Below are 24,421 nucleotides of genomic sequence, written 5' to 3' on the forward strand. Positions count from 1 at the left end.
TTAGGCGTTGCCGGCCGGCTCGGAATCGGCCAGCGAGGTGCCTTCGCCCTGCGAACGCTGACGCAGGGTTTCTGCATACAGGGCTTCGAAGTTGATCGGCTGCAGGTAGAACGGCGGGAAGCCGCCAGCCTGGATCAGATCGCTGACCAGGGTGCGCACGTACGGGAACAGGATGTTCGGGCACTGGGTGCCGAGCAGCACGTCGATCGCCTGCGGTTCCAGGCCCACCAGGCCGAACACGCCGGCCTGCTGCACTTCGGCCACATAGGCGGTCTTGCCGCCGGCGGTGCAGGTCAGGGTCACGGCCAGCACCACTTCGAAGGCGCTGTCGTTGAGGCGCTGCACCTTCTGATTGAGGTTCAGCTGCAGCTCGGGCTGGTTGGCGTCATTGAAGACGGCCGGTGCGTTCGGCGATTCGAAAGAAACGTCCTTGACGTAAATCTTCTCGATGGTGAACGCGGGGCCAGCAGCGGCGTCGGACGGCGCAACTGCGCCGTTGATGATTTCGTCGGACATTCCTAACTCCAGAAACGGTTCGATGGATGCAGCGTTGAGTGATGCAGACGTGAAAGCGGCAGTATCTCACGCAAGCAATGGGGGCTTGCCTGGCGCCGCACAAGGTGGGTCAGGCGCGACCCTTGACCAGCGGCAGTTCGGCCATCTGCCAGGCGGCCACGCCGCCGTCGAGCCAGTAGACCTGCTCGAAACCGGCTTTTTTCAGCGTCTTGGCCGCACCGGCGGAGGCATTGCCATTGCGGCAGACCACCACCACGGGCGAGGACTTGGCGTTGGCCAGCAGCTTGCCGGCCGGGTCGAACTTGGCCAGCGCCACGTTGCGGCTGCCGGCGATATGGCCTTTTTCGAAGTCGGCGGTGGGCGACAGGTCGATCACCAGCGCGTTCTCGCTGTTGATCAGGCGGGTCAGCTCGGCCGGCTTGAGTGCGCGATACCCACGGAACAGGCGCGCGACCTCGGTGACGATCAAGGCGATGGTCAGGCCCACCAGGGCCAGCGACAGCATGGGGTTGCGGCCGACAAAGGCCTGCAGCTCTTCGAAATTCACGGGGTCAGGGTCAGTCGAGCGGGCGGGAATTGTCGCACAGCTGGCGCACGCGACGGCCAGCGTCGGTTGCTGCGGGCTACTGGCCCTGCCACAAGTCGGGCAGGCCGCTGGCCAGCCACCAGCGTTTGCGCTCGGCATCCCAGCGCCACAACTCGGTGCTACGTACCAGCCGCTCGGCCTGGGTGTTGCGGTTGATCACGCGCAACTCGACCTCGCGGCGCAGATCGCCATTGACGTCGTCGCCTACCCGCACCTCGCGGTAGCCGGAGATCTGCACCTGCTGGTAGCGCGAGCGTTCCAGATCGCTGAGCGGATGGGCCTGGGCGTAAGCCGGTTCGATAAAGCCCTGTGCGGCATCGAAATCGCTCCAGCGCACGGCGGCCGTGTAGGCAGCCTGGGTGGTCTGCAGCGCGCGCGCCTGGGCGCGGCTGCCGGCGTTGGCCACCCCGCTCAGGAGCGCCAGCCCCAGCAACAGCATTGCTCCGATCACTGCACGCATGCGCATTCCCCCGAGTCCAGCCCGCATCCTACCGTTTCGGAAACGCCACGAAGCGTCCGCTCAAGGTGGCCGCCGCTGCGCCGGAGCCCAGCGCGATCTGCGCACGCATGCCGATGCGCGCCTTGCCGCGCTGACGGAACGTGCCCAAAAACGCCTCCCAGCTGCCCAGTTCGGATGGCTCGGCATTGGCCACCAGGTCCTCGTACACCGGCGCCACGTAACGCAGCTGGCTGTCGGCGACGTACACATCGGCGCTGTGCCCGGCCAGTTGCAATTGCAGCGTCAACCACCCCCAACTGGCCAGCGTCATCAGCGAGGCCAGACTGCCGCCGAATGCATTGGCCTTGTCGTTGACGTTTGCCTGCAGCGGCGCACGCAGGCGCAACGCGCCGTCATGCAAGCCGTCGACGGCGATGCCCATCGACAGCACTGGCGGCATGGCGATGAACTGCTGCTGCAGTGACTGCAGGGCGGAGGCGAGCGTGCACGAAGAGGTCATCTGCGAAGGCTGAAGGACGGCGAAGGGCGGCATCATGCCGCAATGTTCCGCGAGCGTCTTGTGCACCTGGAAGACATGCGGTACCGCATGGTGAATGTGGGCAATCGCGGATCGCTGCATGCATCGGTTTTGCGGCGCGTATCAGCAGCCCGGAGACTTGGCGCGCGGTCGTTAGGCGTGACGTTGAGACTGCACCGGGCACCGGGCGTGTCCACCTGACGATGCGCGCAATCGTCGTGCTCGCCGCACTAAGGTGCAAACACGACCTTGCGATAGCCCTGCGCCACGCGCAGCAACGCGGTGGCCTTGGCCTTCCAATGCGCGCTGCGCTGTTTCTGGGCCTGGGTCAACGGCGCATCGATGGTGCTGGTGAACACGATCTGCTCCGGTGCGGCATGGAAGAACTTGTCCTGGATGCAGGCAGCCGGCGAAAGCTGGTAGGTGGACAGTTGTTGCGCCACCGGCGACTCGTTCCAACCGAACAGGAAGATATCGGCCATGGTGTGCCAACGCGCTTCGGCCGCCAGCAGCAAGCGCGCCGCATCGCGGCTGATGATCAGCGCGCCGGCGCACACCGGCCAGCAATGCTGATGGGACGATGGACGCACCAGGCGCAGCTGGCGGCCGGCGACATCGGCGACCTTGGTATCGAGCTTGATCCGGTTGTAGGACGGCTCCAGCCGCACGATGCTGTTACCGGCCGGAAGCCAGTCGGTACTGCGCAGCAGTTCCGGCAGCGCGTCGGACAGATGCATGTCGTCTTCGAAGATGGCGGTGTAGGCAGCGCTGGACTCGGCGGCGATGCGCCACGCTGCCTGATGACTCAGAAAGCAGCCAATATTGGATGCGGTCCACTTGCGCGGGCCGGTGCTGAACCCATCCCCGGAGCCTTCCAGTGGCCGCTCGCGCACGAAGTCGGCGATCTGCTCGGGCGTCAGGGTGGCGCCATCGACGGCAGGAATGCGCTCGAACGGCAGACCCAGCGACTGGAAGCGCGCCGACATGGCCTGCAGACGATCGCTGCTGCGTTGCATATTGATGAGGTAGGGGGTAATCACGGCGCCAATCCGGCTTGGTTGTCGGCGGATCGTGGTCTGATTTACATATTTTTCAAGAAGTTACAAATTTATTTCCTGGCGCTTAAAAAGATCCATGGCGCACGCATGCACCCATTGGTACGCCCCTGGACCCCTTACCGGACTGCCCGAACGTCACCGCGCCTGCCAGCCACTGCCGCGCTCTCGCATAATCGCCGGATGATCCGACCTGCTCCAACCGACGCCTGGACCCTGATCTCGCTGCGACCCAGTGGCGAGCATGCAGCGCTGCGGCAGGCCGCTGCGCTGCATGGCGGGCGCGTGCTGGCGCTATCGCCGTGGCGGTTGCAGACCAACGCCACCGCGCAGGCACGCGAGACGTTGCGGTTGGCATTGGACGCACCGATCGTGGTGTTCACCAGCCCGGCAGCGGTCCGTGCGGCGCAGCGTCTTTCGCCATTGCGGCGGCCGGCGCAGGCGCACTGGGTCAGCGTGGGCGATGGCACCGCGCGCGCATTGCGGGCCTGCGGGATCGATGCAGTCGTGCGCCCTGCGCGCATGGACAGCGAGGGGCTGCTTGCGCTGGAGTTGTTTCAGCCGCCACTGCAGGCGGTCGGCCTGATCACCGCGCCAGGCGGACGCGGCATGCTGGCTCCGGCGCTGGAACAGCGCGGCGCGCGCATCCTGCGTGCCGACGTCTACCAACGCATCGCGCTGCGCTTGCGTGCATCGGCCGTGCATGCCCTGGCCGATGCGTTACCGCGCAGCGTGCTGGCGCTGAGCAGCGTCGAAGCACTGTCGCTGGTGCTGCAGCAGTTGCCTGAACAATTGGTGCAGGCATGGCGGCAGCGCCCGGTGGTGGCCTCCAGCGATCGCGTCCTGCAGGCCGCACAGCTCGCCGGTTTCGCCCATGTGGTGCGCGCCGCCGGTCCACTGCCTGCACAACTGGCCGCTACCGCTGCAACGATCGTGACACTGCCGCGACCTTGCTGAACTGCGAACTCAAGTACGGCTTGCGGGGGTCTGCCGCTGCACGCCATGCTGTGGCGGATGACTGTGGCGACCGCGCCTGTCGTGCCCGCCCGAGGATGCCCGAATGACCGACATGCCCGCTTCCCCGCGACGCTTTCCCCTGGCATGGCTGCTGCTGGTCGTCGCCGTGGCCGCCATGGGCGTGGCGCTGTTTCTCGGCTGGCGTGCATGGCAGAGCTATCAAGGCGCGCAGTTGCAGGCCGCCGAGGCACAGCAACAGCGCTGGGACGGCACCCAGCAGATGTTGGACACGCTGCGCCGCGATCAACGCCTGGCCAACGAGCGCCTGGCCGATGCGGCCGCGACCAACCGCGTGTTGCGCGATGAAATGCTTGGCCTGAGCCAACGCAGCGCCCTGCTCGAAGACAGCGTCCAAAAACTGGCCGACCCCACGCGTCATGGCGCCCAGGCGCTGCGCCTGGATGAAGTGGAATTGCTGCTGCGACTCGGCCAGCAACGGCTGAGCATTGCCGGCGACACCGACGGCGCGCGGCGCGCCTACGCGCTGGCCAATGGCGTGCTCAACGGCATCGACGACCCGGGTTATCTCAATCTGCGTCAGTCACTGGTGCAGGAACGCGATGCGCTCGATCGCCTCGGTGCCGGCCCGCAGGCGCAGGTAGCGCAGACGCTGGACCACCTGGCCACCGAGCTGCAGCGATTGCCCGAGCAGACCGCAGAACAAGGCCAGGCGGCACACCCGTGGTGGCAGAAAGTGTTGTCCCCGTTGGTGGACATTCGCCCCAGCCGTGGCGATGCGTTGTTGCTCGGTGGCGATCGCAACGCCGCGCGCGATGCCTTGCAGATCGAAATCAGCCTGGCCCGCGCGGCCGCAGAACGCGGCGATGCCGACGGGTTCGCACAGTCGCTGCGCCGCGTGGATAGCTGGACCACACGACTGTGGCCGGATTCGCCACAACGCCGCCAGGTGCGTACGCGCCTGCGTAGCCTGCAACAAGCACCACTGCGTCCTCGCCTGCCGGAACTGGGCACCACCCTGCTGCAACTGCAGGCCATGCGTGAAGGGAGATCCACCCAATGAAAGTATTGCGTACTGTCTTGATCCTGTTGGTTGCCGTGGCGCTGGGCGTGCTCGGTGCGCAGTGGCTTTCGCACCAGAACAGCTATGACCTGGGCAATGTGGTGGTCAGCGTCGGCGGCAACGACTACCACGCGGCGATGCCGCAGGCGGTGCTGATTCTGGTCATCGCGCTGCTGGTGCTCTGGCTGGTGTGGACGCTGATCAGCCTGCCGTTCCGGGTGTGGGGCAAATACCGCAGCAGGAAGGGACGTGCACGCCTGATCGAAGGCCTGCGCGCTGCCGACCATGGTCAGTGGCAGCGCGCCGAGCGCCTGCTGGTCAACGCCAGCGAAGACGAGGAGGTCAGCGGCATCGCACTGGCAAGCGCGGTGCGGGTGGCAGATGCGCGCGGCGACGACGTCGCGGCCAATGCATTGGTCCAGCAATTGTCCGAGCGCGACCCCACCGCACACGCGTTGTTGCAAGGCGAACGGCATCTGGCCCGGCAACGTCCGGTCGAGGCGATCAACGCACTGGATATCGCCAGCGCCCAGCCGCTGCCGGCACGCGGCTTGCTGCTGCGCACGCACGCACTGGCGCAGATCGGTCGCGCCGACGAGGCCTACGGCCAGCTCGGCGCATTGCGTCAGCAGGCGGTGCTGGCACCGGAGGCTTACAGCGCACTGGAAGCGACACTTGCCGAACAGACGCTGTTGCAGGCCGACGACGCCAATGCGCTGGCACAACGTTGGGAAGCGCTGCCCAAGTCGCTGCGCACCTCTCCCGCCATCGTTGCCGCCTATGCCCAGCGCGCGGCAGTGCTGCATTGGGACGATGCGGCGGTGCATAGCCTGGAGCAGGCGCTCGATACCCAGTGGGACGAATCGCTGGTGCGTCTGTACGGCGTGCTGCCATTGGAAAAATACGATTCGCGTCGTGCCAGCGCCCAGCGCTGGCTGACCCAGTACCCGGACAGCCCGGGCCTATTGCTGACGCTGGCGCGCCTGGCACGCCATCAACAACAGGAGTCGCAGGCCGAGGAATTCCTGCATCGCGCGGTGGCCGCCGGTGCCGGCAGCGACGCATGGGAAGAGCTGGGACATGGCTTTGCGGCAGCTGGCGACCTGCTCTCGGCGCAGCATTGCTACGCCAACGCCCTGCGCGCCGCACGCGGCGAGCCGGTACGCGAGGGCTTGCAGCCACAGCAGTCGCATGGGCCCACCGTGTCGGCTTACCAAACGCCGCCGACCGATCCGCTAACGCCGGACGATCGCATTCCATAAACCGGATGTCTGGAGGGCGGGATTCGCAAACGCATGTTGTTGCGTTTACCAATTGCGGGTGCGCAACCCGCCGCTGCGGGATTCGTGCGTTCGGGGTTCGCAGCAGAACAGCACGCTTGTGCTTTTGCCAATCCCCAATTCCGAATGCCCAATCCCGCTGCGCAGCAGCCTAGCGCTCGACGATCGCCACCACGCCCATGCCACCGGCGGTGCAGATCGAAATCAATGCACGGCCGCCGCCGCGTTCTTCCAGCTGTTTGGCGGCGGTCGCCACCACGCGCGCACCGGTGGCGGCGAACGGATGGCCGGTGGCCAGCGACGAGCCCAGCGGATTGATCTTGTCCGGGTCGATACGGCCCAGCGGCGCATCCAGGCCCAGCCGCGTGCGGCAGTAATCCTCGCTCTCCCAGGCGCGTAGCGTGCACAACACCTGCGCGGCAAAGGCCTCGTGGATTTCGTAGATATCGAAATCCTGCAGGGTCAGGCCCTGGCGCGCCAGCATCTGCGGCACGGCAATGGTCGGCGCCATCAACAGGCCTTCGCCATGCACGAAGTCCACTGCCGCCACCTGCGCATCGCGCAGATAGGCCATCGGTGTATGGCCGTGTGCCAGCGCCCAGGCTTCGCTGGACAGCAGCACCGCAGCGGCGCCGTCGGTCAGCGGGGTGGAATTGGCGGCGGTCAGCGTGCCGCGGCCGGAAACCTTGTCGAACGCCGGGCGCAGCGTGGCGAGTTTTTCCAGCGAGGTATCCGCGCGCAAAATGTTGTCGCGCGACACGCCACGGAACGGGGCGATCAGCGAATCGAAGAACCCGCGCTCATAGGCGGCGGCCAATTTGTGATGCGAGGACACCGCCCATTCGTCCTGCGAATCGCGCGAGATGTTCCATTGCTTGGCCATGTCCTCGCAATGGTCGCCCATGCTCTTGCCGGTGCGCGGCTCGGCCACGCCGGGAAACTCCGGCTTGAGTTCGCCGAACTTGAAACCGCGCAGCAGGGTCTTGAGCTTGTCGCCGGTCGCCTTGGCGCGGTTGGCGGCCATCAGCCGCGCACGCAACTTCTTGCCGTAGACAATCGGCACTTCCGAAGTGGTGTCCGAACCGCCGCCGATGCCCGAGTCGATCTGCCCCAACGCAATCTTGTTGGCGATGGTGATCACCGAATCCAGGCTGGTGCCGCAGGCGCGCTGCAGGGTGATGCCCGGCGTCAGCGGCGACAGGCCCGACGACAGCGCCGCTTCGCGGGCCAGGTTCCAGTCCGAGGAGTGCTTGATGACCGCGCCCATCGCCACTTCGCCCAGCTGCTGCCCATGCAGGCCGAAGCGCTCGACCAATGCGCCCAGCGTGCGCACCGACATGCCCAGGTTGCCCACATCCGCGTACGCGGTGTTCTGACGACAGAACGGGATACGAACGCCACCGAGAATGGCGACGGGACGAGCTGCGGGCATCGGTTGACCTGGCATGGAGGACTCGGGGACATGGCCTGCACAGGGCTGGCAGGCATAATGGCCGCAGTGTAGCTTCGACCCCGTGATGGGCCAACCGCGAATCATGAGCAAGACCGAACACCGCGTGACCGCCATGGGTGTGATGGCGCTGGAATTGACGGGCGGCACCGCCCCCGAGCGTGGCGCCCTGGCGCCCGAGCAGGCCGGGATGCTGGCCGAACGTATCGGCCGCGACCTGGCGCAGTGGATCCCCGAGGTGCGGGCGCTGGAGCTGAGCGTGGCGATGGCGCATTTCGATCCGGCCGAAGTGCTGCGACCGGGCTGGCCGTTGCATCGTCGGCTGGAAGAACTGCATGCACGCGCCCCCGGACGCGATCAGGGCCCGCGCGTGCTGGCCTTCGGCGCCGATGCGCAGGGCGAGATTCCGCTTCCCTTCCAGGCCGATACCCAGCTGACCGGCGGCGGCCTGCGCGTGCTGCCGTTCCTGCTGACCGGCGATCCGCAGATCGTGGCGACCGTGGCCGATGCGATGGAAGACATCCTGCTGGCCCAGGGCATGGCCCAGGCCGACACCGCGTTGCTGGCGCAGGAAAGCTTTGGCGCACGTATCGAGCATGCGCGCTATCTCACCGCACACGATCTGGCGGCGATGGTGTCGATGCAGTACGACAATCAGGGCCTGGCGCCGCTGTGGCCGGTGATCGAGGCCGCGCTGCTCGCTCCGGATACCGAAGAGTGGCTGCAGCAGTCGCCCGAACCGGTGCTGCGCTACACCAATGGCGAAGTGCGCATCGCGCTGTTCGACCCGGCCGGCTGGTGCGATCACTACGCGCACGACCGCGAGAACTGCGATCGCTTGCGCGGTGTGTACGAGCAATATCTGGCGCGTCAGCGGCAGATGGCCGCAGTGCTGGAAGCGCACGGGCTACCGGTGCTGTACGTGCATGTGGAGCCGGGCCAGGATCCGCAGCACGCATTGGCGGCATGAGCAGCGCGCCGGGTTCCACGCCTCCTGCACTGCAGGGCGTGCTGGAAACCGGCGTGTATGTCGCGGACCTGGACCGTGCGTGTGCGTTCTATGCGCGCGTGCTGGGACTGCAGCCCATGCACCGAGATGAGCGCATGGCCGCCTACGCGATCGTACCCGGACAGGTTTTGCTGCTGTTCGTGCAAGGCAGCACATCGATAACGGCCACGCTGCCCGGCGGCACCATTCCTCCACACGATGGCAGCGGACGGACGCATTACGCGCTGGCCATTGCCACCGATGCATTGCCCGGCTGGGAAGCCCATCTGCAGACCTGCGGCGTGGCCATCGAAGGCCGCACGCAATGGCCCGGCGGTGGGCAGAGCATTTACTTCCGCGATCCCGATGCGCATTTGCTGGAACTGGCAACGCCGGGATTGTGGGCGAATTACTAGGCAAGGCTGACACGCCACATCGCCACCACCAGTGTCGCCAATCCCGATGCAGCCCTGCTGAGGTCAGGCACTCCGCGCCATCCATACCCGCCTGACCACGACGCGTTGCATTGTTCGCCGCAGTCATTGCGCGACTACCTGCGCACCGAACGCGCAGCCTCGCTGCTTAGCGGGCCAGTGATTACGCAACGCAACGACAGCAAGGAATGCAGTGCCGCGCATCACACACCAACGCCCGCAGTGATCGATCATTTCCGATAACGGATCGCTACGTGTTTGTCAGCGGCATTGAGTTGCCTCGATGCCAAACGCAGCATCCTCATTGCCCACTGAGCTGATGGATTGCGCACGCAACGATCAAACTAGTTTGGCTATGCGCGTTGAAACTCACGCCGCAGGCATCGATCGCTGCTGACAACGAATCGCTACCTGTCTGTCAGCAGCATCACGTGGTGCGGTGCCTGGGTGCCGAATGCACCAGCCTGCTTGTCCAGTGAGCAGGTGCAATGCGCACGTAACCAACAACCCGCCATTGCACATCACACCAAGGACGCCACAGCGATCGATCACTGCGGCGTTTCTTCAATGCTTACTTGGTCGCTGCCTGCGCATTGTCGGTGGTGATCACGCCGCACGCCAGACGACCGCCGGCGTTGCCGGTGGGCTGGGTTTTATAGTCGTCGGCATCGGCGTGCACGATGACTGCGTGACCGGCGATATCGAACTGATCGGCCTTGCCGAGATTGACGTTGTTCGAGACCGGACCGTCGATGCTGGCATTGCCCTGCGCGTCGGCCTTGATGTTGGGCATGTCGCCGCCGTGATGCGGATCGCTGCTGACCATCCCGTGATCGGTTTGCGCCGGATTGAAGTGGCCGCCCGCGCTGCTGCCGTCCGGGGCGCTGCAATCGCCCTTCTCATGGATATGGAAGCCGTGCTCGGTGTTGGGCTTCAAGCCGCTGAGTTGGCCGGTGACGCGCAGCGCACCGTCGACGGTCTTGAAGCTGACCGTGCCCTTGACCTCGTTGCCCTTGGTCGGCTTGAGCTCGGCGGTGGCGGTGGTGGTGGCGGCCGCTTCGGTAACCATGGACGCGGCATGCTCGCCGCCGTGGGCCGCTTCGGCCGGGGCGCCGGCCTGCGGTGCGGGTGCGGGGTCGGCCGGGGCAGGTTCCTCGCGCTTGCACGCAGTCAATGCCAAAGCGGTGGCCAGGAACAGGGTCGTCGGAAGAATGCGCATGGAAAATCTCCGGTAAAAGGACCGCAGCTGCGGTCATTGATGCCCCAATTCAGGGCTGCGTAGGGGGTGTGCGCCACTGGGTGACGCGAATGACGCCGCATGCCAGACGTGCGCCTGCGTTGCCGCTGGGCTGGCTGCGGTAGTCGTCCGGATCGGCGTGCACGACCAGCGACTTGCCGACCACATCGGTAGGCGCAGCGTCGCCCAGGGTGATGCCGGCCACGATCATGTCCAGATGCGCAACGCCCTCGGCGTCGGCGCGCAGGTTGTCCATGTCGCCGGCGTGATGGGGATTGCTGCCGGCGCGTCCGTGCGGCGTACCGGTGGGGTTGAAATGCGCACCGGCAGTGCTGGCATCGGCAGCGCTGCAATCGCCTCGCTCATGCACATGGAAGCCGGCCACGCCGCCTGGCCGCAGCCCCCCGACGGTGCCGGTGATGCGGATACCCTGCAGGGCAGGCACCAACACCACGCGACCGCTGACCAGGCTGCCCGACGCCGAGGCGAGCGCTGCTTCGGCCTGCTGCACCGGACGGACCGGCACCACGCGCGCCGCCGGTGGAGGTGGCGGCGGCGGCGCCGGGGGCGTCGTACTGCAGGCGGCAAGCGCCAGCGCGGTAAGGGCAACGACCGTGGACGACCGGTAACGCATCGAGCTGTTCTCCTTGATCAGGCTGAAAACCTATGCGGGCGCATGTTCACGTGCCATGAAATGCGCCGGGCAGTCCAGGAGTTTACGGGGTTGGTGTCGCGGGCCGGGATGTGGGCACGGGGCGCCCTCACCCCAACCCCTCTCCCGCAGGCAGGAGAGGGGCTCAAACGCGATGATCGATGCTTGCCTTCTCCCGCATTGCTTGCCTTGCCCGCATGGCTTGCCTTCTTTCGCGTGGCTTGCCTTGCCCGCGTGGCTTTCCTTCTCCCGCCTGCGGGGGAAGGTGCCCGAAGGGCGGATGGGGGCGTCGTTCGCCGCCGGGCAATCGAGACAGGGGCACGTGCGTGCGAGAAAACGGCGAGCTCATGCACGCTCGCCATCGTGATGCTTATCAATCTCGTGGTTCGCTGCTCGGCTCGAACACCACGCGTGCAGCACGGTTTTTCATCGACGCAGGCGTCCCTCACCCCACCCCCCCGCAGGCGGGAGAGGGGCTTATCAGCGGCGTTTGCGGCCTGGGCCGAGTTTGCGGGTGACGGTGTTGCGGCCCAGGCCCAGGCGTGCGGCGGCTTCGGCGCGGCGGCCCTGGGTGAGTTGCAGCGCCGCTTCGAGCAGGGTCTTGTCCAGGCGATCGCGCGCTTCGGCGTGCAGGCCCTGGGCGCCTTCGCTGAGGCGTTGCGCGGCCCAGCTGGAGAGCATCTCGTCCCATTGCCCATCGCTGCGACCGGCGCGTTGGCGGCGGCCGCCACGGGCCAGGGCAGCCTCTACGTCGATCACGTCGATGATGTCGGCGGTGGCCAATGCGGCCAGGCGCCAGCACACGTTTTCCAGCTCGCGGACGTTGCCGGGCCAGTCGTACTGGCGCAGCCCTTCCAGCGCTGCGGGCGACAGCCGCTTGGACACCATGTCGAGCTTGCGGCCGGCCATGACCAGGAAGTTTTCGGCCAGTTGTGCGATGTCGCCACGGCGCTCGCGCAACGGAGGCAATTGCAAACGCACCACGTCCAGACGATGCAGCAGGTCGGCACGAAAACGGCCTTGTTCGACCAACGCCTCCAGATCCTGGTGGGTGGCGGCGATCACGCGCACATCCACGCGGATCAACTCGCGCCCACCGACGCGGAAGAATTCGTTCTCTGCCAACACGCGCAGCAAACGCGTCTGCAGCGGCAGCGGCATGTCGCCGATTTCGTCCAGGAACAGCGTGCCGCCATCGGCCTGTTCGAAGCGGCCGATATGGCGTTTGGTGGCGCCGGTAAAGGCGCCGGTTTCATGGCCGAACAACTCGCTTTCCAGCAGTTCTGCCGGGATCGCGGCGGTGTTGAGTGCGACAAAGGGTTTGCGCGACCGTGGCGATTCGTTGTGCAGCGCGCGTGCGACCAGTTCCTTGCCGGTGCCGGTTTCGCCGTTGATCAGCACCGACAGCGGCGCCTGCGCCAGGCGTCCGATCGCGCGGAACAAGGCCTGCATCGCCGGGGTGTCGCCGATCAACGATGCCGGCCCTTCCGCCAGCGGCGTGCCGACGATGGTGTCGACCGTTGCATCGGCATCGGGCAGCGCGCGCGCGGCCAAGGCCACCGCATCGTCCAGATCGAACGGCTTGGACAGGAACTCGTGCGCGCCGCCGCGAAACGCGCCAGCGGTGCTGGCGACATCGGTATAGGCCGACATCACGATGACCGGCAATTGCGGGTGCTTGGACTTGAGCTTGTCGAGCAGGGTCAGGCCATCCTCGCCAGGCATGCGTACGTCGGTGAACAGCAGATCGGGGGTGGGTCGCATCGCCAGCGCCTGCAACGCGGCAGCGGCGCTGTCGAAACCATCGACGGCATAGCCGGCATCGCGCAAGGCCGTTGACAGTACAAAGCGAACCGAACGGTCGTCGTCGACCACCCAGATATGGTGGGATGCGGCGGCGGCCTCAGCCATGCAGATGCTCCTTGTCGTGATCGCCGGCCAACTCGGGCAGCAGCAGGGTGAAAACGGTATGCCCCGGGCGCGAGCGGTAGGTCAGGGTACCGTGGTGTTCGCGCGAGACCTGCTGGGCCAGCGCCAAGCCAAGCCCACTGCCCTCGGCGCGGCCGCTCACCAGCGGCAGGAACAGGTGCTCGGCCAGTTCTTCCGGCACGCCGCCGCCGTCGTCGATGATTTCCAGCCGCAGCGACATCGCATGCACGCGGTCGCGGATGCGCTGGCCGTGCTCGACGCGGGTGCGCAGGGTCACCCGCGTGGCGCCGGCCTGGAAGGCGTTGCGCACCAAATTCCAGACCGCCTGGGTCAGGCGGTCGCCATCGCCGAGGATGTCCGGGATGCTCGGGTCGTAGTCGCGTTGCACCTGCACCGACCAGCCGCCCTCGGCCTCGGCCAGGCGCAGCACGCGCTCGAGCACGACGTGGATGTTGAGGCGGTCATGCGGGCGCAGCGGGCTGGGCGAGAGCAGGCGTTCGAGCAAGGTATTGAGGCGCTCGATCTCGGTGCCGATCAACTCGATCAGCTCGCGCTCGTCTTCATCGCGCCCGCCCGAGCGCCGCGCCAGCAGTTGCGCAGCGCCCTTGAGCCCGGCCAGCGGATTGCGCAGCTCGTGGGCCAGGCCCTTGAGCGCAGCGCTCAAGGCATTGGGCAATGCATGGGTGGGATCCAGCGCCGGGAATTCATCGACCGGATGGGTTTCCAGCAGCCAGCCGCCATCGTCCAGCCGCGATAGCCAGCCTTCGGCAAAGCGCGGCGCGTCGTTGGGCAGCCCCAGCGCCAGCCGGTGCAGGCGCAGGATGTCGCGTTCGTCGTTAAGCAGGAAACGCGCGAGCGCATCGCCCTGCACTTCCAGCGCGGCCAGCGGTTGATCGACCAGGCGCCGCGCACTGACCCCGAGCCAGCGTGCGAACGCCGGGTTGACCCCCAGCACGCGGCCTTCGCGGTCGGCCCAGGCCACCGGGGTGCCCAGGCTATCCAGCGATGGCATGGAAGACGACATCAGTCCCGCACCAAGTTGGTGCAGGCAGGATCGGCCTGCGCGGATGGCGCGCAAAACGAAGCATGGCTAAAAAGAATGTCCGCCGGCCGGTCGCAGGTCGCACCGATCCAGCGCGCATCCGCGCCGACGGTCACGGGCGTGGGGCTGGTCATGCAGGCACCTCGGCAATTGATCCGCCGGTGAGGTCGGCGAAGAGAACGGACCCGGCGGGCTCTACCGGCCGGGTCGTGGCGCCACCTGCAGCAGCGTGGCCGCAGGTGTGCATGGTCAAGACTCGTATGCGGCTTCGCCGTGCGAGGTGATATCCAGGCCCTCGCGTTCGGCTTCTTCGGTCACGCGCAGGCCGAACACCAGCTTGGCGACCAGGAAACCCACCACCGACACCACGCCGATCCACACCAGGGTGATGCCCACGCCCAGCGCCTGGATGCCGACCTGATGCACGATGTCGTAGTCGCCGCCTTTCTGGCCGCCCAGCGAGGCTGCCGAGAACACACCGGTCAGGATCGCGCCGATGATGCCGCCCAGGCCATGCACGCCGAACACGTCCAGGCTATCGTCGGCGCCGAGCAGGCGCTTGAGACCGGTGACGCCCCACACGCACAGCACGCCGGCTGCCAGGCCGATGACGATGGCGCCGAACGGCCCGACCGTGCCGCAGGCCGGGGTGATGCCGACCAGGCCGGCCACCATGCCCGAGGCCACACCCAGGGCGGAGGACTTGCCCTTGATGAACTTCTCGGTCAGCGACCAGCCCAGCACGGCGGCGGCAGTGGCCAGCAAGGTGTTGAGGAAGGCCAGCGCCGCACCGGCGTTGGCTTCCAGGTTGGAGCCGGCATTGAAGCCGAACCAGCCCACCCACAGCAATGAAGCGCCGACGAAGGTCAGGGTCACGTTGTGCGGCTTGATCGCCTCACGCCCCAGCCCGGCGCGCTTGCCGACGAAGTAGGCGCCCACCAGACCGGCGATACCGGCGTTGATGTGCACCACGGTGCCGCCGGCAAAATCCAGCGCGCCCAGCCCGAACAAGTAGCCGCCGGTGGCCCAGACCATATGCGCCAGCGGCAGATAGCCGAAGGTGAACCAGATCACCGAGAACAGCAGCACCGCAGCGAACTTGGCGCGTTCGGCGAAGGCGCCGACGATCAGCGCGCCGGTGATGCCGGCAAAGGTCGCCTGGAACCCGATAAACACGTATTCCGGCAGGCTCACGCCCTTGGTGAAGGTAGCCGACAGGCTCTCGATGGTCACGCCCTTGAGCAGCGCTTTATCCAGGTTGCCGATCCACGGGCCTTCGCCGGAAAACGCCAGGCTGTAGCCGTATAGCACCCACAGGATGGTCAGCAGCGAGAACACCGTTGCGACCTGGATCAGCACCGACAACACGTTCTTGGCGCGCACCATGCCGCCGTAGAACAACGCCAGACCCGGCACCACCATCAGCAGCACCAGCAGCGTGGACGTCAGCATCCAGGCGACGTCGCCCTTGTCGACCACTGGCGCGGCTTCGGCAGCAGCGACCGGCGCGGCGGCCGGCTGCGCGGACGGCAGCGGTTCGGTGGTGACCGGCTCGGTCGGTAACGGGGTGACCTGCGGTGTGGACTGCGCTTGCGCGCTGCCCATGCCGCCCACCACCAGCGCGCTGAACAGCATCAGCATGCACACGCTATAGAACCGGGCTTTCCACCCGGCAAACAGAACTGTCTTCATACGACCTCCGGAGGTGGGGGACTCAGAGCGCATCGGCGCCGATTTCGCCGGTGCGGATCCGCACCACTTGCTCGATCGCAGTCACAAAGATCTTGCCGTCGCCGATCTTGCCGGTGCCGGCGGCGTTCTGGATCGCCTCGACCACTGCGTCCAGCCGGTCGTCGGTCACCACCGTTTCGATCTTGATCTTGGGCAGGAAGTCCACGACGTACTCGGCACCGCGGTACAGCTCGGTGTGGCCTTTCTGACGCCCGAAGCCCTTGACCTCGGTGACGGTGATGCCCGACACGCCAGCGGCGGACAAGGCCTCGCGGACCTCGTCGAGCTTGAACGGCCGGATGATGGCGGTGATCAATTTCATGCGCATACCCCGAATGGTGGAAAGAACCGGCCGGCATTGCGCCGCCCGGCGGTGTCATTCACCTGGATGCCAACCCCGGCATCCGATCGTTCGCGATTGCGCAGACCCCAGCGGCTGCGATGCATCCGCCTCGTGGGAGAGGTCAGGCCCGCGCGTCGCGAACTGCGTGCTCTCTCGATACCCCGTCGATCCACGGCCGATGCCGTGGACCGATCAAACATGTGCGGCGATGGCGGAGGTGGGAGGGGGGGCCTCCGCCATCACCGCGGTGGAACTCAGTTGCCGTAGTACAGCTGGTACTCCAGCGGGTGCGTTGCAGCACGGAACTTGGTGACTTCCTGCATCTTCAGCGCGATGTAGCCGTCGATGAAGTCGTCGCTCATCACGCCGCCGGCCTTGAGGAACTCGCGGTCCTTGTCCAGCGCTTCCAGTGCCTGGTCCAGGCTGGAACACACCTGCGGGATCAGCTTCTCTTCTTCCGGCGGCAGGTCGTACAGATCCTTGTCGCTCGGTGCGCCCGGGTCGATCTGGTTCTTGATGCCGTCCAGGCCGGCCATCATCAGCGCGGTGAAGGTCAGGTAGCCGGACTGCAACGGATCGGGGAAGCGCATTTCGATGCGGCGCGCCTTCGGGTTGGTGACCCACGGAATGCGGCACGAGGCCGAGCGGTTACGCGCCGAGTAGGCCAGCATCACCGGCGCCTCGAAGCCCGGGACCAGGCGCTTGTAGCTGTTGGTGCCGGAGTTGGCGAAGGCGTTGATCGCGCGGGCGTGCTTGAAGATGCCGCCGATGTACCACAGCGCCATCTGCGACAGGCCGCCGTAGCCGTCGCCGGAGAACAGGTTGACCCCGCCCTTGGCCAGCGACTGATGCACGTGCATGCCACTGCCGTTGTCGCCGACGATCGGCTTGGGCATGAAGGTGGCGGTCTTGCCGTTGCGGTAGGCGACGTTCTTGATGATGTACTTCATCGTCAGCAGTTCGTCGGCCTTCTGCACCAGCGAGCTGAACTTGGTGCCGATCTCGCACTGGCCGGCAGTGGCCACTTCGTGGTGGTGCACTTCGGTCTCGATGCCGACCTGTTCCAGCGTCTTGATCATTTCCGCGCGCAGGTCGTGCAGGGTGTCGGTCGGCGGAACCGGGAAGTAGCCACCCTTCACGCCCGGACGGTAGCCGCTGTTGCCGCCGTCGTACTTGGCGCCGGTGTTCCAGGCCGCTTCTTCGGAACCCACCTGGAAGAAGGTGTGGCCCATCTCGTTGGCAAAGCGGACCGAATCGAAGATGAAGAATTCCGGTTCCGGGCCGAAGAACGCCTGGTCGGCGGTGCCGGAGGATTTGAGATAGGCCTCGGCGCGCTTGGCGATGCCGCGCGGGTCGCGCTCATAGCTCTGCATGGTGGCCGGATCGAGGATGTCACAGGTCAGCACGATGGTCGGATCGGCGAAGAACGGATCCAGGTACGCGGTGCCGGCGTCCGGGAGCAACACCATGTCCGACTCGTTGATGCCCTTCCAACCCGCGATGGAGCTGCCATCGAACATCTTGCCTTCTTCGAACAACGCCGGCTCGATGATGTTGGCCGGGAAGGTGATGTGCTGCTGTACACCACGCATATCGACGAAGCGCAGGTCGACGAACTCGACCTTGTTGTCCTTGATCAGCTTTTCAACGTTTTCCACGGACATCGGAAGAAACCTCGGCAGGAGTTAAGTGGCTCGTGAGCGGTAATAGAGCAGGGACCGTGCCAACCTGGCGATGCTCACAAGTTCTTGATTTTGCTTGCATCGCTTGAGGTCGCTCGCGTTGTGATAGCACCATAACAGTGCTACTTGCCGATATGCTGCACCAATATAGTGCGTGCCGCAATGCACTATCCTTGCGCCTCCCCCACCCCCCTCTCCAGTCCGATGTCCGACCTGATTTCCGCCCTGCTGCTAGGCATCCTCGAAGGCCTTACCGAATTCCTGCCGATTTCCAGCACCGGCCACCTGCTGATCGCCGAACAATGGCTCGGACGCCGCTCTGATTTCTTCAATATCGTCATCCAGGCCGGCGCGATCCTGGCGATCTGCCTGGCGCTGCGGCAGAAGCTGTGGACCCTGGCCACCGGCCTGGGCGAACGCGACAACCGCGACTACGTGCTCAAGATCGGCGTGGCCTTCCTGGTCACCGCCGTGGTGGGCCTGATCGTGCGCAAGGCCGGCTGGCAGTTGCCGGAAACCGTGCACCCGGTGGCCTGGGCGCTGCTGATCGGCGGGCTGTGGATGCTGGTGGCCGAGCACTTTGCCGGCAAGCTGCCCGAGCGCGACGTGGTGACCTGGAAGGTGGCCATTGCGGTGGGCCTGGCGCAGGTGGTGGCGGGCGTGTTCCCCGGCACCTCGCGCTCGGCCTCGGCGATCTTCCTGGCCATGCTGCTGGGCCTGAGCAAGCGCTCGGCGGCGGCGGACTTCGTGTTCATGGTGGGCATTCCGACCATGTTCGCGGCCAGCGGTTATGCGCTGCTGGAGATGTACAAGGAAGGCGGCGTCGGCAGCGAGAACTGGACCGATGTGGCGGTGGCCTTCGTGGCGGCGACCATTACCGGCTTTGTGGTGGTGAAGTGGCTGCTCGGCTACATCAAGAAGCACCGCTTCACGGTGTTTGCGGTGTACCGCATCGTGCTCGGCGCCGCCCTGCTGTTGTGGTTGCCAGTCGCGGCCTGAGCCGCAAGTGCGCAGGCCCTGCCGCTCGCTGCAGAGGCGGCCGGCAGGGCAACTGCGCGAGCAGTGACGCCGGTCATTGCCGCCGCCGCACGCTGGCGGTATCAATGGGACCTTGATCACCGGGAGCTGCCGATGCGTGCCGTGTTCTTTGCCCCAGCCCTGCTGGCGGCGGGCGTGACGGCCTGCGGCTCGGGCGCGACAGCCGGCGCCGGCAGCGCCGCGCCGGACACAACTGCCGCCTCGACCGCAGCGGCCGCGCCCGTCAGCGACAACGCTCCGTTACGCGCCGCCTTGCAGGCGCAGCACTGGCAACTGCAGCAGGCCAGCGATGCACACGGAACGGCCCTGCGCAGCCTGTTCGTGGCCGGCAGCGCGCCACTGCAACTGGATTTTGCCGAACAACGCATCCAGGTCAGCCAGACCTGCAACGCGCTGGGGGCCAATTACAGCGTGACGCAGACGCAATTGCAGATCGGCCGGGTGGTATCGAGCAAACGCCTGTGCGCGCAATCGCGACGCATGGCGCAAGAACGCGCCGCCAGCGACCTGCTGTCCGGCCGCTTCACGGTGGCATTGGACACGGCACCGGCCGCGCCCCGGCTGACGCTGACGCGCAGCGATGGCACCCGGCTGGTGTTCGGCGGTGTGGCCACGGCCAACACCCGCTACGGCGGCACCGGACAGACGCTGGTCGTCGAAGTGGCCGCCGCCACCGTGGCCTGCCCTTCCGCCCCGTCGCGCCAATGCCTGCAACTGCGCGAGCACGATCCGGGCGCGCCGGCCACTGCACAGGCCGCCACGCCCTGGCACCCCTTCGACGGCACGATCGAAGGCTTCGACCACGAAGCCGGCATCCGGACCCTGCTGCGGGTCACCCGCTATCCGGCTGGCGCGGGCCCGGATGCCGGGCCGGTGTACGTGCTCGACCAGATGATCGAAGCCGGCAGCTAACGCCTGTGATGCGCGTGGGTCGCCGGCGCTACGGAGCGATGCCGCAGGGCGCCGGCCTGACGGGCGGCCGCACGAGGCGCACTGCGTGTCACCCAGGGCCCAGCCGTGGCCGCGTGGCCGCAGCCACGCGGCCACGGCGAAACCCGCCGCTCAGAATTGGATGAAGACCTTGCCGACGTGCTGCGCCTTGGCGAAGTACGCATAGGCCTGGGGCGCTTCGTCGAACCGGAACGTCCGGCTCTCCAGCGTCTTGATCCGATGCCGATCGATGGCCTGCAGCAACTCCTCGAACATCGCCCGGCTTCCATTGGCGATACCGCGGATGGTGATGTTCCTGCGGATCAACGCGACGTAGTCAGGAATCGGGGAAGCGCGTCCCGGAGTCACGCCGATCACCACGATGGTTGCGTTCACCGCCGCCGCCTTGATCGACTGTCCCAAGGTGTCCTGGCCACCGGTCTCGATGATGATGTTGGCGCCACCGCCTGAGCGCTCCAGCACGTCGGCGGCCCAGTCGGGGCTGGTGCGATAGTTGACGGTGATCTCGGCGCCCAACTCGCGTGCGAGTGCGAGCTTTTCGTCGCTGGACGAGGTGATGGCGACGCGGGCGCCATGCGCCTTGGCGATTTCGAGCGCGGCCATCGAGACACCACCGGTGCCCAGGCACAGCACCAGATCGCCCGGCTTGATCGCGGCCACTTCCACCAGGGCATTCCATGCAGTGACTGCCGCCGACGCCAGCGCGGCCACGTCCTTGTCTTCCAACGTATCGGGCACCTTGATCAATGCCGCTGCGGGCAATGCGACCTTCTCCGCCAGCCAGCCATCGTGGGTGGCGCCGATATCGTGGGCGAACACGTCGGCATCGAACTCACCATCCAGCCAGGTGGGGAAGTGGCCGCATACCACGCGGTCGCCCGGTTTGACCTGGGTGACGCCTTCGCCGACGGATGTCACGATCCCCACGCCTTCGGAGGTGGGAATGCGATTGTCCGCAAGCTTGCCTCCATAGGTGCCATGGAGGATCTGCAGATCGCGATTGATGAGGCTGACCAGCCGCGGAGCGACGATGGCCTGGCCAGGGCCTGCAACCGGCTCGGGGTGCTCTGCCGCGACCAGGCTATCGAGGCCGGTCTGCTTGCCAATCTGGAATGCTTTCATTTGAACTACCTATGCTGAGACGCCAGCGCACTGCGACCGACGTCATGGGGGAATACAGGGCGAAGAACGCCCTGGGTGTTGCAACGCCAACCTGGCATCCGTCGCCGGGACGATCGTGCACACGCACGCAACGGAGCCGATCGCCCAGGCTGGCGTAAGCACTGCGCCATCTACTTGCCCGGTGGGCGCATGGCCACACCGGGCGATCGCTCAGCGCAGCGAGGGATTCAGCGTGTAGGTGCCGTGCAACGTCGCTTCGGCGAGCACGTGGCCCTGCATCGCCGACAGCACGTCGGCTGCAGTGAAGGTCTGCGGCAGAGTGAGCTGCGCCACGTCCAGCGCGAACACGCGGAAGAAATAGCGGTGCAGGCGCAGGTCGTTGAACGGCGGATAGGGGCCGTCGTAGCCAAGATAATTGCCGGCCATCTCGGCATTGCCGGCGAACCAGTCGGTGTACGAATTCAGGCCTTGACGCGCACCGGCCGGGCCGGCTGGCTGCTGCTTGCCCTTGGGCACGAAGCCATCGCTGCAGCTGCCTGCCGCGATGGCTTGCACGTCGGCGGGGATATCGACCATTGTCCAATGCACAAAATCGGTGCGCGGCTGCTCGACCGGAATCTGCACATCGTCGCGGCCCACGGTGTCCGCCACGGTCGGCACATCCGGGTCAAGGCACAGCAACGCGAACGAACGCGTGCCGGCGGGCACCTCGCTCCAGGCCAGATGCGGATTGCGGTTGGGCGCAAAGCCTTCGGGCGTGCCGGCGGCGAATTCCACCGCGATGGGCTTGCCGTTTTCGATGCTCTCGCTGCTCAGGCGCATGCAGGTCTCCGTGGGAAATGAGGCCGATCAGGGTGCCTGCGTCCGTGCAGCAGTGGAAGCCATCGCAGTGGAACCCTGTGATGCATCCAGCCGGATCTTGGTTGCTCCAGGCAGCCAGACCGGCGCTTGATGCGGCAGCGACATGGCTGCAACACGGCGCGCGCGCAGCTCATAGCGCCGCCTCCGCGTACCGGTCGCGCCCGCCGCGCGGCGAGCGCGGCGGTGGAGAGCGCTGCTCAGTCCTGCGGGTAGCCCAGGCGCACCGCAATCGGGGTCAGCCCATCGAACTGCGCGCCCAGGACGCTGCGATAGTCGCGCCAGCGGCCAGACGTCAGGCGCGCCGGGCCGCGTGGCTCGATCAGCGGGAAACTTAACCCGAACGCCTGCTCCAGCGCATCGGCAATCCCCTGCGGGTCGCTTTCGATGCCGTCCAGCCGGATGATCCGGTGCGGGTACAGATCCTGCTCGTGCAGCACCGCCAGTTGTTCCAACGCCGCCAGCAACCAGCCGGCAGCCTGCTGCGGCGACTCCAGCGCCAGCGGCGCAGGGGCGCCGGAGGACAGCCAGTCCAGCAGCATGTCGCGCGGGTCGCGCAGCGCAATCGCCAGCCGGCCTTCGGGCAGATGCGGGCGCAGCGCGGTCAGCAAGGTATTGTCCCACCACAGCAGCCAGTCGATGACGTTGCCGTCGTCGATGCCGCGCCGTGGCAACTGCGCCTTCCAGCCTTCCACCAGCGCCATCGGCGCCAGTTCGCCCGACGCCAGTTGCTCGACGGTGCGGTAGCTCTGCAGTCCATCGGACGGCGGCGTGCTGCCGTAACGGTCGCCGCGCGCCAGCGGGGTGGCCGCGCCCATCACCGCAGTCAGGCGCTCGACGTGCGACCCGGGCGTACCCCAGACGAACAGCGGGCGCGCAGTGACGGTATCGGGAATGGTCCCGAGCGCCGGCCACTGCCTTGGCTGCTTGGCGGCCTGCGGCGGCAACGGCAGCCGATGCGGCGCCTGTTCGCGCTGGAACTGCATCCAGGTCACCAGTGCGGCGTCGGGCTGGCTGGCGCGGTCCTGCACATTGCCCAGCCACGGCCGCAGCATGGTCTGCTGGGGTGCGGGCAGCGAGTCGATCAACGCTTGCACGCAAGCGATGGCTGCCGGCGGGTCGCGCTCCAGCAGCGCTTCGACGATGCGCTGCTCGCCACTGATGCGACCCGGCTCCACCGCCACGATCTGCCGCGCCACCGCTTCCGCTGCATCGGCATGGCCTTGCATGTCGTGCACGCGCATCAGCGCCTCCAGCGCGGGCAGGTGCTCGGGCATGGCCAGCAGCCAGCGCTCGATCACCGCCTGTGCCTGCGGGCCGCCGACCGGCTCCACCGCCAGGCGGGCAAGCCACAAATCGTGCGCACTTGCCGAGGTGGCCAGCGCCGCGTCCAGGGTGTCGCGCGCGTCGTCCACCGCGCCCAGCCGCTCCCAGGCGGTGAGCAAGGCGTGCAAGGTGCGGCGGTCGGCTGGCCAATGCGCCAGCGCCAGGCGCAGATGTGCGGCGGCCTGGTCGGGGCGACCGGCCTGCAATTCCATTTCGCCGGCAAGCCGGCGCATCGCCGGCAGGTCGCCGTCGGGCTGGGCGAGCACGCCCTGCATCGCCGCCAGCGCATCGTCCAGGCGACCTTGCCGCTGGGCCAGCTGGGCGATGAAGGCGCGCAATGCGGTGCCCGGCGGATTGAGCTCGATCACGCGCTCGAAGGCGCGCTCGGCAAACGCGAAATGTTCTTTCTGCAGATACGCAAAGCCCAGCGCGAACAGTACCCGCGCATCGTCCGGCAACTGCTCGGCGGCCCGCGTCAGCAGCGACAGCGCGCGATCGCTCTGGCCACGACGCAGCTCCACCACGCCATCGACCGCCAGCAGCTGCGGGTGCTCCGGCGCCAGTCGCGCGGCGGTGCGACTCAGCCGCTCGGCCTCGTCCAGATCGCCACGCGCCACCGCCAGATGCGCCTGCATCACGTAGGCATTGAACTGATTGGGGTCCAGCGCGGTGGTGCGCAACAGCGCGGCATCGGCGCCCGTCAGGTCGCGCGTGGCCAGCAACAGCCCGGCGCGCAAGAGATGCAGGTCGGCGTCTTCCGGCGTCAGCGTCAGCGCGGTGTCGAGACTGGCCAGCGCCAGTGCCGGCTGCCCCTGCTGCTGCAAGGACAGGCCGAGCCAGCGATGCGCGGCAGCGGTCTCGGGCGCGGTGAGGACCCACTCGCGGGCCAGTGCCACCGCGTCGTCGGCCGCATTGCGGCGCAGGGCTTGAAGAATGGCGTCTTGCATGGCGGCGGCGTGTCCAGAACAAACCGCTATTGTAACGATGCGCTGCGGCGGCCTGGCGTGTGATGCACATCGAAAGGAGATGCGACCCAGGGCAAGCACGCTTGGCACACACATTGAACTGTCGGAAACAGCGGCTTCTTGACCTAGGGAAGGTCTGAACAATGAGGCCTGAGAGTGCGGGATGTCGCATCGTTCCGGAGAGTCGCGTTTGGATCTTCGGATTTTTCGCAATTTCTGGA

24 protein-coding genes are annotated in these 24,421 nt (G+C 66.7%); 7 read left to right on the forward strand and 17 right to left on the reverse strand.

Translation table 11 applies throughout. The annotated features are described in order from the left end of the window. From secB to GGR61_RS15410, 5 genes are all read right to left on the reverse strand, one after another. Positions 1–516 (reverse strand): protein-export chaperone SecB, encoded by a 516-nt coding sequence (gene secB, locus GGR61_RS15390; RefSeq protein ID WP_184622441.1) that lies wholly within the window; start codon positions 514–516, stop codon positions 1–3. Between the two features lie 109 nt (positions 517–625). After that, the gene (locus GGR61_RS15395) at positions 626–1,063 is read right to left on the reverse strand and encodes a rhodanese-like domain-containing protein (RefSeq protein ID WP_016903395.1); all 438 of its coding nucleotides are present in this window, start codon (positions 1,061–1,063) and stop codon (positions 626–628) included. A 76-nt stretch (positions 1,064–1,139) separates the two neighbouring features. Beyond that, positions 1,140–1,562, reverse strand: a complete 423-nt coding sequence (locus GGR61_RS15400; RefSeq protein WP_184622443.1) for a hypothetical protein — start codon at positions 1,560–1,562, stop codon at positions 1,140–1,142. A 28-nt stretch (positions 1,563–1,590) separates the two neighbouring features. After that, complete coding sequence (locus GGR61_RS15405; protein WP_184409271.1) at positions 1,591–2,061, reverse strand: YiiD C-terminal domain-containing protein; 471 nt, start codon at positions 2,059–2,061, stop codon at positions 1,591–1,593. A gap of 248 nt (positions 2,062–2,309) precedes the next feature. Continuing rightward, entirely contained in the window at positions 2,310–3,119 is an 810-nt protein-coding gene (locus GGR61_RS15410; protein WP_184622445.1) for a glycosyltransferase family 25 protein, read from the reverse strand. 162 nt (positions 3,120–3,281) lie between these two features. On the opposite strand from GGR61_RS15410, the gene GGR61_RS15415 reads away from it, so the two are divergent. From GGR61_RS15415 to GGR61_RS15425, 3 genes are all read left to right on the forward strand, one after another. Next, the gene (locus tag GGR61_RS15415) at positions 3,282–4,091 is read left to right on the forward strand and encodes a uroporphyrinogen-III synthase (RefSeq protein ID WP_260288050.1); all 810 of its coding nucleotides are present in this window, start codon (positions 3,282–3,284) and stop codon (positions 4,089–4,091) included. Between the two features lie 103 nt (positions 4,092–4,194). Next, a complete protein-coding gene (locus tag GGR61_RS15420) occupies positions 4,195–5,172 on the forward strand; it encodes a uroporphyrinogen-III C-methyltransferase (RefSeq protein ID WP_184409268.1) in 978 nt (325 codons plus the stop codon). Next, positions 5,169–6,434, forward strand: a complete 1,266-nt coding sequence (locus GGR61_RS15425) for a heme biosynthesis HemY N-terminal domain-containing protein (RefSeq protein WP_184622449.1) — start codon at positions 5,169–5,171, stop codon at positions 6,432–6,434. The genes GGR61_RS15420 and GGR61_RS15425 overlap by 4 nt, the downstream gene beginning before the upstream one ends. A 169-nt stretch (positions 6,435–6,603) precedes the next feature. On the opposite strand, the gene GGR61_RS15430 is transcribed toward GGR61_RS15425, so the two are convergent. Continuing rightward, the gene (locus GGR61_RS15430; protein ID WP_184409266.1) at positions 6,604–7,899 is read right to left on the reverse strand and encodes an acetyl-CoA C-acetyltransferase; all 1,296 of its coding nucleotides are present in this window, start codon (positions 7,897–7,899) and stop codon (positions 6,604–6,606) included. Positions 7,900–7,987: 88 nt separating this feature from the next. Here GGR61_RS15430 and GGR61_RS15435 point away from each other — a divergent pair, with 88 nt between their 5' ends. Together GGR61_RS15435 and GGR61_RS15440 are read left to right on the forward strand one after the other, a co-directional pair. Beyond that, positions 7,988–8,872 (forward strand): hypothetical protein, encoded by an 885-nt coding sequence (locus tag GGR61_RS15435; protein ID WP_184409265.1) that lies wholly within the window; start codon positions 7,988–7,990, stop codon positions 8,870–8,872. Next, positions 8,869–9,306 (forward strand): VOC family protein, encoded by a 438-nt coding sequence (locus GGR61_RS15440; protein ID WP_184622451.1) that lies wholly within the window; start codon positions 8,869–8,871, stop codon positions 9,304–9,306. The genes GGR61_RS15435 and GGR61_RS15440 overlap by 4 nt, the downstream gene beginning before the upstream one ends. 589 nt (positions 9,307–9,895) lie before the next feature. Here GGR61_RS15440 and GGR61_RS15445 read toward each other — a convergent pair. The 8 genes from GGR61_RS15445 to glnA form a co-directional block, all read right to left on the reverse strand. Then, positions 9,896–10,543: a superoxide dismutase family protein gene (locus GGR61_RS15445; RefSeq protein ID WP_184409263.1), complete on the reverse strand. Its 648-nt coding sequence runs from the start codon at positions 10,541–10,543 to the stop codon at positions 9,896–9,898. Between the two features lie 49 nt (positions 10,544–10,592). Continuing rightward, positions 10,593–11,195, reverse strand: coding sequence for a superoxide dismutase family protein (locus GGR61_RS15450; RefSeq protein WP_184409262.1), 603 nt, complete (start codon positions 11,193–11,195; stop codon positions 10,593–10,595). Between the two features lie 498 nt (positions 11,196–11,693). Further along, positions 11,694–13,124 carry a nitrogen regulation protein NR(I) gene (gene ntrC, locus GGR61_RS15455; protein ID WP_184622453.1) on the reverse strand — a complete coding sequence of 477 codons (1,431 nt, stop codon included), beginning with the start codon at positions 13,122–13,124 and terminating at the stop codon, positions 11,694–11,696. After that, positions 13,117–14,166: an ATP-binding protein gene (locus GGR61_RS15460; RefSeq protein WP_184409260.1), complete on the reverse strand. Its 1,050-nt coding sequence runs from the start codon at positions 14,164–14,166 to the stop codon at positions 13,117–13,119. The genes ntrC and GGR61_RS15460 overlap by 8 nt, the downstream gene beginning before the upstream one ends. Then, complete coding sequence (locus tag GGR61_RS15465; protein WP_184622455.1) at positions 14,166–14,318, reverse strand: hypothetical protein; 153 nt, start codon at positions 14,316–14,318, stop codon at positions 14,166–14,168. The genes GGR61_RS15460 and GGR61_RS15465 overlap by 1 nt, the downstream gene beginning before the upstream one ends. 115 nt (positions 14,319–14,433) lie before the next feature. Beyond that, positions 14,434–15,876 (reverse strand): ammonium transporter, encoded by a 1,443-nt coding sequence (locus GGR61_RS15470; RefSeq protein ID WP_184622457.1) that lies wholly within the window; start codon positions 15,874–15,876, stop codon positions 14,434–14,436. A 22-nt stretch (positions 15,877–15,898) separates the two neighbouring features. Beyond that, entirely contained in the window at positions 15,899–16,237 is a 339-nt protein-coding gene (locus GGR61_RS15475) for a P-II family nitrogen regulator (RefSeq protein WP_002808480.1), read from the reverse strand. Between the two features lie 275 nt (positions 16,238–16,512). Next, complete coding sequence (gene glnA, locus GGR61_RS15480; protein ID WP_184409257.1) at positions 16,513–17,922, reverse strand: type I glutamate--ammonia ligase; 1,410 nt, start codon at positions 17,920–17,922, stop codon at positions 16,513–16,515. Positions 17,923–18,144: 222 nt separating this feature from the next. On the opposite strand from glnA, the gene GGR61_RS15485 reads away from it, so the two are divergent. Both GGR61_RS15485 and GGR61_RS15490 read left to right on the forward strand, forming a co-directional pair. Then, on the forward strand, positions 18,145–18,939 hold the full coding sequence (locus tag GGR61_RS15485) for an undecaprenyl-diphosphate phosphatase (protein WP_184622459.1): 795 nt from the start codon (positions 18,145–18,147) through the stop codon (positions 18,937–18,939). 132 nt (positions 18,940–19,071) lie between these two features. Next, positions 19,072–19,890, forward strand: coding sequence for an META domain-containing protein (locus tag GGR61_RS15490; RefSeq protein WP_184622461.1), 819 nt, complete (start codon positions 19,072–19,074; stop codon positions 19,888–19,890). A gap of 150 nt (positions 19,891–20,040) precedes the next feature. Here the strand turns inward: GGR61_RS15490 and GGR61_RS15495 are convergent, their stop codons facing one another. From GGR61_RS15495 to GGR61_RS15505, 3 genes are all read right to left on the reverse strand, one after another. Then, a complete protein-coding gene (locus GGR61_RS15495) occupies positions 20,041–21,051 on the reverse strand; it encodes an NAD(P)-dependent alcohol dehydrogenase (protein WP_184622463.1) in 1,011 nt (336 codons plus the stop codon). Positions 21,052–21,261: 210 nt separating this feature from the next. Next, positions 21,262–21,873, reverse strand: a complete 612-nt coding sequence (locus tag GGR61_RS15500) for a YbhB/YbcL family Raf kinase inhibitor-like protein (protein WP_184409254.1) — start codon at positions 21,871–21,873, stop codon at positions 21,262–21,264. 236 nt (positions 21,874–22,109) lie between these two features. Beyond that, on the reverse strand, positions 22,110–24,182 hold the full coding sequence (locus tag GGR61_RS15505; RefSeq protein WP_184622465.1) for a tetratricopeptide repeat protein: 2,073 nt from the start codon (positions 24,180–24,182) through the stop codon (positions 22,110–22,112). Positions 24,183–24,421: the final 239 nt, after the last annotated feature.

Origin of the sequence: Xanthomonas sp. 3058, from assembly GCF_014199765.1 — a bacterium.
Taxonomy (GTDB): Bacteria; Pseudomonadota; Gammaproteobacteria; order Xanthomonadales; family Xanthomonadaceae; genus Xanthomonas; species Xanthomonas campestris_B.

Excerpts from the sequence above, each read along its gene's own strand:
- ntrC (WP_184622453.1), bottom strand. The coding sequence starts at position 13,124 with ATGGCTGAGGCCGCCGCCGCATCCCACCATATCTGGGTGGTCGACGAC.
- GGR61_RS15475 (WP_002808480.1), bottom strand. The coding sequence starts at position 16,237 with ATGAAATTGATCACCGCCATCATCCGGCCGTTCAAGCTCGACGAGGTC.
- GGR61_RS15430 (WP_184409266.1), bottom strand. The coding sequence starts at position 7,899 with ATGCCAGGTCAACCGATGCCCGCAGCTCGTCCCGTCGCCATTCTCGGT.
- glnA (WP_184409257.1), bottom strand. The coding sequence starts at position 17,922 with ATGTCCGTGGAAAACGTTGAAAAGCTGATCAAGGACAACAAGGTCGAG.
- GGR61_RS15500 (WP_184409254.1), bottom strand. The coding sequence starts at position 21,873 with ATGCGCCTGAGCAGCGAGAGCATCGAAAACGGCAAGCCCATCGCGGTG.
- secB (WP_184622441.1), bottom strand. The coding sequence starts at position 516 with ATGTCCGACGAAATCATCAACGGCGCAGTTGCGCCGTCCGACGCCGCT.
- GGR61_RS15460 (WP_184409260.1), bottom strand. The coding sequence starts at position 14,166 with ATGTCGTCTTCCATGCCATCGCTGGATAGCCTGGGCACCCCGGTGGCC.
- GGR61_RS15400 (WP_184622443.1), bottom strand. The coding sequence starts at position 1,562 with ATGCGTGCAGTGATCGGAGCAATGCTGTTGCTGGGGCTGGCGCTCCTG.
- GGR61_RS15485 (WP_184622459.1), top strand. The coding sequence starts at position 18,145 with ATGTCCGACCTGATTTCCGCCCTGCTGCTAGGCATCCTCGAAGGCCTT.
- GGR61_RS15470 (WP_184622457.1), bottom strand. The coding sequence starts at position 15,876 with ATGAAGACAGTTCTGTTTGCCGGGTGGAAAGCCCGGTTCTATAGCGTG.
- GGR61_RS15420 (WP_184409268.1), top strand. The coding sequence starts at position 4,195 with ATGACCGACATGCCCGCTTCCCCGCGACGCTTTCCCCTGGCATGGCTG.
- GGR61_RS15440 (WP_184622451.1), top strand. The coding sequence starts at position 8,869 with ATGAGCAGCGCGCCGGGTTCCACGCCTCCTGCACTGCAGGGCGTGCTG.
- GGR61_RS15405 (WP_184409271.1), bottom strand. The coding sequence starts at position 2,061 with ATGACCTCTTCGTGCACGCTCGCCTCCGCCCTGCAGTCACTGCAGCAG.
- GGR61_RS15465 (WP_184622455.1), bottom strand. The coding sequence starts at position 14,318 with ATGACCAGCCCCACGCCCGTGACCGTCGGCGCGGATGCGCGCTGGATC.
- GGR61_RS15505 (WP_184622465.1), bottom strand. The coding sequence starts at position 24,182 with ATGCAAGACGCCATTCTTCAAGCCCTGCGCCGCAATGCGGCCGACGAC.
- GGR61_RS15445 (WP_184409263.1), bottom strand. The coding sequence starts at position 10,543 with ATGCGCATTCTTCCGACGACCCTGTTCCTGGCCACCGCTTTGGCATTG.
- GGR61_RS15425 (WP_184622449.1), top strand. The coding sequence starts at position 5,169 with ATGAAAGTATTGCGTACTGTCTTGATCCTGTTGGTTGCCGTGGCGCTG.
- GGR61_RS15495 (WP_184622463.1), bottom strand. The coding sequence starts at position 21,051 with ATGAAAGCATTCCAGATTGGCAAGCAGACCGGCCTCGATAGCCTGGTC.
- GGR61_RS15490 (WP_184622461.1), top strand. The coding sequence starts at position 19,072 with ATGCGTGCCGTGTTCTTTGCCCCAGCCCTGCTGGCGGCGGGCGTGACG.
- GGR61_RS15450 (WP_184409262.1), bottom strand. The coding sequence starts at position 11,195 with ATGCGTTACCGGTCGTCCACGGTCGTTGCCCTTACCGCGCTGGCGCTT.
- GGR61_RS15435 (WP_184409265.1), top strand. The coding sequence starts at position 7,988 with ATGAGCAAGACCGAACACCGCGTGACCGCCATGGGTGTGATGGCGCTG.